The sequence below is a fragment of the Nocardioides stalactiti genome (assembly GCF_014180715.1).
GTDB lineage: Bacteria > Actinomycetota > Actinomycetes > Propionibacteriales > Nocardioidaceae > Nocardioides > Nocardioides stalactiti.
Genome location: NZ_JACEFC010000051.1, coordinates 20,044 through 28,539, shown reverse-complemented (window position 1 = coordinate 28,539; position 8,496 = coordinate 20,044). Strand labels below are relative to the sequence as shown.

8 protein-coding genes are annotated in these 8,496 nt (G+C 69.6%); 7 read left to right on the top strand and 1 reads right to left on the bottom strand.

Translation table 11 applies throughout. The features are described from left to right. Nucleotides 1-124: 124 nt before the first annotated feature. Entirely contained in the window at nt 125-1,753 is a 1,629-nt protein-coding gene (locus H0487_RS11950) for an AMP-binding protein (RefSeq protein WP_183094461.1), read from the top strand. Here the strand turns inward: H0487_RS11950 and H0487_RS11945 are convergent. Continuing rightward, entirely contained in the window at nt 1,710-2,753 is a 1,044-nt protein-coding gene (locus H0487_RS11945) for an AraC family transcriptional regulator (RefSeq protein WP_183094460.1), read from the bottom strand. The genes H0487_RS11950 and H0487_RS11945 overlap by 44 nt on opposite strands. Nucleotides 2,754-2,902: 149 nt before the next feature. Between H0487_RS11945 and H0487_RS11940 the strand changes: the two genes are divergently transcribed. From H0487_RS11940 to H0487_RS11915, 6 genes are all read left to right on the top strand, one after another. Beyond that, entirely contained in the window at nt 2,903-4,093 is a 1,191-nt protein-coding gene (locus tag H0487_RS11940; protein ID WP_183094459.1) for a lipid-transfer protein, read from the top strand. Between the two features lie 64 nt (nt 4,094-4,157). Beyond that, nucleotides 4,158-4,592 carry a type II toxin-antitoxin system Rv0910 family toxin gene (locus H0487_RS11935; RefSeq protein ID WP_183094458.1) on the top strand — a complete coding sequence of 145 codons (435 nt, stop codon included), beginning with the start codon at nt 4,158-4,160 and terminating at the stop codon, nt 4,590-4,592. Nucleotides 4,593-4,600: 8 nt separating this feature from the next. Next, complete coding sequence (locus H0487_RS11930) at nt 4,601-5,461, top strand: MaoC/PaaZ C-terminal domain-containing protein (RefSeq protein ID WP_183094457.1); 861 nt, start codon at nt 4,601-4,603, stop codon at nt 5,459-5,461. Between the two features lie 22 nt (nt 5,462-5,483). Then, nucleotides 5,484-6,362: an SDR family oxidoreductase gene (locus H0487_RS11925; RefSeq protein ID WP_183094456.1), complete on the top strand. Its 879-nt coding sequence runs from the start codon at nt 5,484-5,486 to the stop codon at nt 6,360-6,362. 2 nt (nt 6,363-6,364) lie between these two features. Then, nucleotides 6,365-7,621, top strand: coding sequence for an acyl-CoA dehydrogenase family protein (locus H0487_RS11920; protein WP_183094455.1), 1,257 nt, complete (start codon nt 6,365-6,367; stop codon nt 7,619-7,621). Beyond that, nucleotides 7,618-8,496, top strand: coding sequence for an alpha/beta fold hydrolase (locus tag H0487_RS11915; RefSeq protein ID WP_183094454.1), 879 nt, complete (start codon nt 7,618-7,620; stop codon nt 8,494-8,496). Before H0487_RS11920 ends, H0487_RS11915 begins: the two co-directional genes overlap by 4 nt.

Genomic DNA, 8,496 nt, shown 5'->3' with positions numbered 1-8,496 from the left:
TCTTCCGGCTCACGCCCCGGCCGCTGGCCGACCGGATGCTGACCGTCGCCGGCGGCCGGGACGCCTTCCTCAGCGGCTTGGACCACCGGGCCCGGGCCGACTACGAGGACAGGGCGCGCCGCTCGTGAGCGCGCTGAGCCACACCAGGGACGAGGCCATCGGCGCCGTTCGTTGTCTCCAGGCCGGGCTGATCGGGTTCGATCGCCCTGACAAGGTGATCGCGGGTCTCGCCGCCATCCGACGGTTCGGCGCGCTCGGCGGCCTGCCCGCCCTCGCCGCCGCCCGGCACGCCGACCGGGTAGCCGTCATCGACGAACGTGGCCCGCTGACCTTCAACGACCTCGAACGACGCTCCAACGCCGTCGCCGACGGTTGGCGGACCGCGGGTCTGCGGCCGGGTGACGGGGTCGGGATCCTGGTCCGCAACCATCGCGGATTCTTCGACGCGTTGTTCGCCGCGGCCAAGTGCGGCGCCCGGATCGTGCTGCTCAACACCGACTTCGCCGGTCCGCAGCTCCGCGACGTCGTCGCAGCCGAGGGCATCGCGATGCTGGTGCACGACGACGAGTACACGGTCGCGTTGACCGGCATCCCGCTGCGACTCGGCCGCTGGCGCGCGTGGGCCGACGCCGACGTGCCGGACGGCGGCCCCACCCTCGAGGACCTGGTCGCCGCAGGCACGACCTGGCCGCCACCGCCCCCGTCCCGGGCGGCGTCCCTGGTCATCCTGACCAGCGGCACGACCGGCACCCCCCGCGGTGCGGTGCGGGACGAGCCCCGCGGTTTCGGCATCGCGGGGGGACTGCTGGACCGGGTGCCGTTCCGGGGCCGCGGCGTGACCGAGTGCTGCGCGCCGATGTTCCATGCCCTCGGGCTCGCCCAGGCGCTGCTCGCGCTCGGCCTCGGATCGACGGTCGTGATCCGGCGACGCTTCGACGCCCGGGCGACCCTGGACAGCATGGTTCGCCACCGCGTCACCGCACTGGTGGTCGTGCCGGTGATGCTGCAGAAGATCCTCGAGATCGCGCCCGAGCCCCGGCAGGCACCGGGGGTCCGGGACCTGCGGATCATCTTCGTCGCCGGCTCGCAGCTCGGCGAAGCGCTGTGCCGGCGCGTCTCCGACGCGTTCGGCCCCGTCGTCTACAACCTCTACGGGTCCACCGAGGTCGCCTACGCCACGATCGCGACTCCCGACGACCTGATGGCCGAGCCCGGATGCGTGGGTCGGCCGGTCCGCGGGGTGACCGTGAAGATCCTCGACGGCGAGGGCCGGGAGGTCCCGACGGGGACGACCGGTCGGGTCTTCGTCGGCAGCGGTGTCCAGTTCCAGGGCTACACCGACGGTGACACCAAGGAGGTCGTCGGCGGCCTGATGTCGTCCGGCGACCTCGGCCACTTCGACCACCGGCGTCGTCTCTTCATCGACGGTCGTGAGGACGACCTCGTCGTCTCCGGCGGCGAGAAGATGCTGCCCAGCGAGATCGAGGAGCTGCTGGCGCGGCACCCCGACATCGTCGAGGCCGCAGCCCTGGGAGTCCCCGACGACACCTTCGGCCAACGCCTCGCGGTCTACGTCGTGCGCCGTCCTGGATCTGCCATCAGCGAGGACGGCGTTCGCCAGCACGTGCGCGACAACCTCGCGCGGTTCAAGGTTCCCCGAGACGTCGTCTTCCTCGACGAGCTGCCCCGGAACCCCACCGGAAAGGTACTCAAGCGTGCTCTGGATCCGGCGTCGCCGGCTCGGGGTCAGTGACGGGTGTGCGGTAGGCGCCGGGAGTCGACCCCGTCCAGCGCCGGAAGGCGCGGGTGAAGGCGCTCGCCTCTGAGAACCCCAGCCGTTGGGCGAGGTCGACGATCGGCTCCTCGCCCCGAACGAGACTGGCGATGGCAGCATCGCGTCGCACCTCGTCGCTGACGGCACGGTACGACGAGCCCTCGGCCGCGAGCCAGCGTCGGAGCGTCTGCGGACTGGTCAGGAGCTTCGCGGCAACGTCGTCGGCCGACGGCCAGCTGCCCTTGCGGGTGGCGGGTTCGACGATCTGTCGCACGCGGGCGGCGACGGTTGTCGCGGCGTAGGTCGGCCGGGTCAGCAGGCCGGCCGGCGCGGCCGCGACGAACGCCTCGACCTCGCCGGCGTCCCGCATGATCGGGCGGCGCAGCATCCGGCTGTCGAACACGATCGCCGCCGAGCGGCTGCCGAAGACGAGCGGCGAGGCGAACAGGGTGTCGAGGGCCTCTCGGTAGCGCGGTTGGGGGAACGGAAGCTCGACCCGGTCGAGCTCGAAGCGGTGCTTCACCCCCCAGGCGACCACCCGGTGCGACACCATCAGCGCGGTCACGGCCAGGAGGTGCTCCGGGTCGGACTCGGCATCCGCGTAGTCGACGACGATCCGGGTCTCGTCACCGGTGGTGGAGATCGAGACCCGTAGTGCCGGGAACGCCTGCAGAAACGACTGGGTGCGTTCCAGTGCCTCGCCCAGGTCGGCCGAGCCGAGCACGCCGTACATCAGGACCCGGAAGCTGCCGCGTGGCAGCGGGTGGCTGCCGAGACCCAGCAGCTCGTCATCGGTCGCGCGCCACAGCTCGCGGACCAGCCGGACGAGCTGGTCCTCGGTGACCCGGGCTCTTCCTTCGGCCAGCAGGAGCGGGGAGAAGCCGACCCGCCCGAGCATCGCGTTGACGTCCCATCCGCGCTGCAGTGCCAGGGCGACGGTCGCCTGGACCAGCTCGACGGGAAGGGTGCGATCGGCCACGTCGGGAACGTACCAACGGGCCTCTCCGACTCCGCCCCGTGATCGAAATGATCAATGAAATCGGGCTCGATCGTCCTGTCGAGGGACCCCGCCGGATTCGTAGCGTCAGTGCTCGCACCACCGAGCAGTGCACCCACCGAGGAGTGAAAGTGACCAACAGGGTTTTCGTGATCGGCGTCGGCATGACGAAGTTCGAGAAGCCGGGACGCCGTGAGAACTGGGACTACCCCGACATGGCCCGAGAGTCCGGCACCAAGGCGCTCGAGGACGCCGGCGTCGACTACGACCAGATCGAGCAGGCGTTCGTCGGCTACGTCTATGGCGAGAGCTGCGCGGGGCACCGCGCCGTCTACGAGCTCGGCATGACCGGCATCCCGGTCTTCAACGTCAACAGCAACTGCTCGACCGGCTCGAGCGCGCTCTACCTCGCGGCCAACGCGATCCGCTCGGGCGAGAGCAACGTGACGCTCGCCCTGGGGTTCGAGAAGATGCAGCCCGGATCGTTGGGCGCGACTTTCGACGACCGCGAGCAGCCGAATGCGAAGCACTTCCAGCTGCTCGCCGAGATCTCCGAGGTCAAGTTCCCGCCCGCACCCTGGATGTTCGGCGCAGCCGGTCGCGAGCACATGAACCACTACGGCACGACGGCTGAGCACTTCGCCAAGATCGGCTACAAGAACCACAAGCACTCGGTGAACAACCCGTACGCCCAGTTCCAGGACGAGTACACGCTGCAGGACATCCTCGACTCGCCCGAGATCTACTCGCCGCTGACCAAGCTGCAGTGCTCGCCGACCTCCGACGGATCTGGGGCAGCCGTGCTCGCGAGCGAGGATTTCGTCGATCAGCACGGGCTCTCCGACCAGGCGGTCGAGATCGTCGGTCAGGGTCTCGCCACCGACTTCGAGTCCACGTTCGACGGGACCGCGAAGAACATCGTCGGCTACGACATGAACGTCGCTGCGGCCCGCAAGGCCTACGAGCGCGCGGGCCTCGGGCCCGAGGACATCCAGGTCATCGAGCTCCACGACTGCTTCTCCGCCAACGAGCTCCTGCTCTACGAAGCGCTCGGTCTGTGCGCCGAGGGTGAGGCAGGCAAGCTGCTTGACAACGACGACACGACGTACGGCGGCCGCTGGGTCGTCAATCCGTCCGGTGGCCTCATCTCCAAGGGCCACCCGCTCGGTGCCACCGGTCTCGCGCAGTGCGCGGAGCTCACCTGGCAGCTGCGCGGCACCGCCGACAAGCGGCAGGTGAGCGGTGTCAACGCCGCGCTCCAACACAACATCGGCATCGGCGGCACCTCGGTCGTCTCGATCTACCAGCGCGCCGAGCGCTGACCCGACCCATCAACCCATCCCCTCCCCGCGGCGCGTCCGCGCCGCACGAAACGAAGGACCCACCATGGGACAGATCAACTGCAACCGCACCCTCCCGGCCAGCACCGACGCGATTTGGAAGATCATCGGTGATGTCCACGCGTGGGACTCCTGGCTGAGCATCCACGCGGGCTGGCTCGAGGAGCCCCCGGCCACGCTGACCGAGGGCTCGCGACTGGTCCAGAAGGTCGTGATGCTCGGCATGGCGAACAAGCTCGAGTGGACCGTGGAGACGGTCGAGCCGGAGAAGCTCCTGGTCATCACCGGCAAGGGCATGGCTGGGGTGAAGAGCCGCTTCTCCTTCGGTATCGCGCCGAGCTCCGATGGTGGCACTGACGTCAACATCGAGGCGCAGTTCGAGGGCTCGATGGTCGTCGGCGCGCTGGCCAAGGCGGTCGAGAAGGACGCGGCGAAGAACCTCAACGACAGCCTCGACAAGCTCGCCCTCGCGGCCGCCTGAGCTACGCCATGAGTGACGACAACCGGTTCGACGATGCCGGCCTCGGCCTGTGGACGGAACCGACGACCTTCGAGGTGACCGCGGAGCGGATCGCCGAGTACGCCGCCGCCACCAACGACCCGATCACTGCCCACCAGACCGGCGAGGTCGCCAACCCGGTGTTCGCGATCGTGCCCGTCTTCGAGTCCCTGCTCGAGCCGGTGATCGACGTGGTGCCGACCTCGCTCTTCGGGCTGGTCGTCCACGGTGAGCAGGACTTCGTGTTCCACCGTGCCATCCGGCCGGGCGACGTCCTCTCCAGCCGAGGACGCGTGATCGGTTTCGAGGGCCTGCCCAATGGCACCAAGCTCCTCGTGCACATCGAGTGCCGTGACCAGGCCGGTGCGCTCGTCAACGAGCAGTACGTGACGTCGTTCGTGCGGGGTCACGACGAAGGCCGTACCGTCGGCGAGGCTGCTCCTGCCCACAAGCTCGACCCGGCGTTGCGGGACAAGGAGCCGGCGGGAGTGGTGATCGCCCACGTCGACGACGACCAGACCTTCCGCTACTCAGCCGCTTCCGGCGACCTGATGCCGATCCACCTCGACGAGCAGGTCGCGAAGGACTCGGGACTTCCGGGGATCATCGCGCACGGCCTGTGCAGCAACGCGATGGCGGCCTGGGCCGTCCTGTCCGCCGTCGGCGACTCCGACACCACTCGACTGCGGCGCCTCGCGGTGCGGTTCTCGAAGATGGTCTATCCGGGCGAGGACCTGACCACGAAGGTCTGGGAGACCGGCACCGCCGACGGCACCACCACCTACGCGTTCGAGACATACGTCGGGGACAAGGTCGTGCTGACCGACGGCCTCGCCGAGATCTCGAACTGACCTGCGAGAAGGAAGAAGAACCATGGGACAACTGGACGGACGGATCGCGGTCATCACCGGGGCCGGACGCGGGATCGGGCGTGAGCACGCGCTCCTGTTCGCCCGCGAGGGAGCCTCGGTCGTGGTCAATGACCTCGGCGGCACGAACGACGGGAGCGGCGCAGACGTGACGGCCGCCCAGCAGGTGGTCGACGAGATCGTCGCCGCCGGCGGAGCTGCAGTCGCCAACACCGACAACATCGCTACCTGGGCGGGCGCGGAGGGTCTCGTCGAGCAGGCGATCAGCGAGTTCGGCGGCCTGGACGTCGTCGTGAACAACGCCGGCATCCTGCGGGACGGCTTCATCCCGACGATGGACGAGCAGCAGTGGGACTCCGTGATCGAGGTGCACCTCAAGGGTCACTTCTCGGTCCTGCGTCACGCCGCTGCCTACTGGAAGGCGGAGACGAAGGCCGGACGCACCAGGCTCGCCGCGGTCGTGAACACCGCGTCGGGCTCGGGCCTCACCCTGCCCAACGCCGGCCAGGTCAACTACGGCGCCGCGAAGGCCGCGATCGCCGCGATGACGCTGGTCGCCGCCGACGAGCTGGCGCGGTACGGGGTGCGTGCCAACGCGATCGCGCCGGTGGCCCGCACCCGGCTCACCGAGGCCACCCCCGGCTTCGGCGAGATCATGCGCTCCACGATCGAGGAGGGCGTCGTCGATGCCTTCCACCCGGCTAACATCTCGCCGCTGGTGGCCTACCTGTCGACGGAGAAGTGCCCGATCAACGGCCGGGTCTACGCGGTCCAGGGCGGTTCGATCCAGCAGCTGCAGGGCTGGACGGACGCGTACACCGCCGAGACCGACGACCCGTGGAGCATCGACGCGGTTCGCGATGCCGTCGAGGGCTGGGGCTGAGCATGATCGAGTGGTCCGAGACGGACGCCGCCGTACGCGAGGCGATCCGTGACTTCATCGACAAGGAGATCCGCCCGAACCTCGACGAGCTCGAGACGGGCGCGTTGCCGCCGTACGACATCATCCGCAAGCTCTGGGCGGCGTTCGGGCTGGACGCGATGGCCGGTGACGCGATCGAGAAGTTCCTCGAGAAGGAGCGCCGGAAGGCGGCTCGGATCGCCGCCGGGGAGCCACGACCGGAGCGCACGACGACCGGCGGGGGACAGGTGCCCGAGGGTGCGGAGTCGATGGCCGCGGTCGTCGTCTCCGAGCTGGCTGCGGTGAGCCTCGGCACGGTCGCGTCGATGGGAGTCTCGCTGGGCCTGTGCGCTGCCACCATCGCGAAGAAGGGCACGCTGGCGCAGAAGGAGCGCTGGCTCCCGAAACTGGCGACCTTCGAGCACGTGGGTGCCTGGGCGATCACCGAGCCGGACGCCGGTTCGGACGCCTTCGGCGGTATGCAGACCTACGTCAAGCGCGACGGTGAGGACTACATCCTCAACGGACGCAAGACGTTCATCACCAACGGGCCGCAGGCCGACACGATCGTCGTGTACGCCAAGCTCGACGAGGGTGACGGTGCCGACAAGAGGTCGCGCAAGGTGCTGGCCTTCGTGCTCGACACAGGGATGCCGGGGCTCGCCCAGGGCAAGGCCTTCAAGAAGATGGGCATGATGTCGTCCCCCACGGGGGAGCTGTTCTTCGACGACGTACGGCTGACCCGTGACCGCCTCCTCGGCGAGTCCGAGGAGAGCGGTGGCGACAGCAAGGACGAGGTCAAGGCGAACTTCGCGAGCGAGCGCATGGGGGTCTCCCTGCTCGCTCTGGGCATCATCAACGAGTGTCAGCGGATCTCGATCGAGTACGCCAAGTCGCGTGAGCTCTGGGGGCAGCCGATCGGAGACTTCCAGCTCATCCAGCTCAAGCTCGCGCGGATGGAAGTGGCCCGGCTCAACGTCCAGAACATGGTGTTCTCGACGCTGGAGCACCTCCGTGCTCGCAAGGTCCCGACGTTGGCCGAGGCATCGGCGATGAAGCTCTACTCCTCCGAGGCAGCGACCGAGGTCGCCATGGAGGCCGTGCAGCTGCTCGGCGGCAACGGCTACATGGCCGAGTACCGGGTCGAGCAGCTCGCTCGGGATGCGAAGTCGTTGATGATCCACGCAGGAAGCAACGAGGTGCAGGTGACGCACGTCGCCAAGGGGCTGCTGCGGCAATGACCACGGTGACCCGCCGGCGGGCCCGGTACGGCGACAGGGGCACCCGCAGCGTGACCTGCGACGGTGTGGGGCCGACGGTCGTGCTGCTGCACGGATTCGCCGACAGTGCCGATACCTGGAACGGGGTCGTCGACCGACTGGCGGCGGCGGGGGTGCCCGCCGTCGCCGTCGACCTGCCGGGCTTCGGGGAGGCGGACGACCTCGAGGCCGGCGATGTGCTGCCGCAGCTCGACGAGTTCGTCGCCTGGGTCGTGGAGTCCCACCGGCACCCGCACGGCGTGGTGCTGGTGGGCAACTCCCTGGGAGCGCTCGCTTCGCTGCGGGCCGCCTGCCAGGGGGTGCCGGTGCTCGGCGTGGTGACGCTCGCCGAGCCGGCGTGCGGGGACAGCTGGCTCATCCGCCGGTTCCGCCGGCGGCGCCCGTCCCTCCTCGTGCAGGCGCTCGGCACCCGACTGCCGCTCCCTTCCGCGGTGTCGAGCGCCCTGACCACGGCCGCTGCCGGGCTCGCACTGGGCCCGGCGGCGCGCCGCCAGGACCCGGCGGCCGCGCGTCGTCTCGGGGACTACCTGGCGCGGCGCGGCGGTACTGCCTGGGCGGTGCGGACCTCGCGTGCGCTCGCCCTGGAGACCGAGGACTGCTACCGGTTCGCCGAGGTGACCTGCCCGGTGCTCGTCGTCCACGGAGCGAGGGACTGGGTGATCCCGGTGAACGCCGCCAAGAAGGTCCACGCGAGCATCCCGCACAGCCGCATGCTCGTCGAGCCGCGCTGGGGCCACTGCCCCCAGATCCAGGATCCGGCCGGGGTCACCGGGCTGATCCGCGGCTTCCTCCACGACATCGCTGCCGCCGAGCCCGGGCACGGCCGCGCGGGTTAG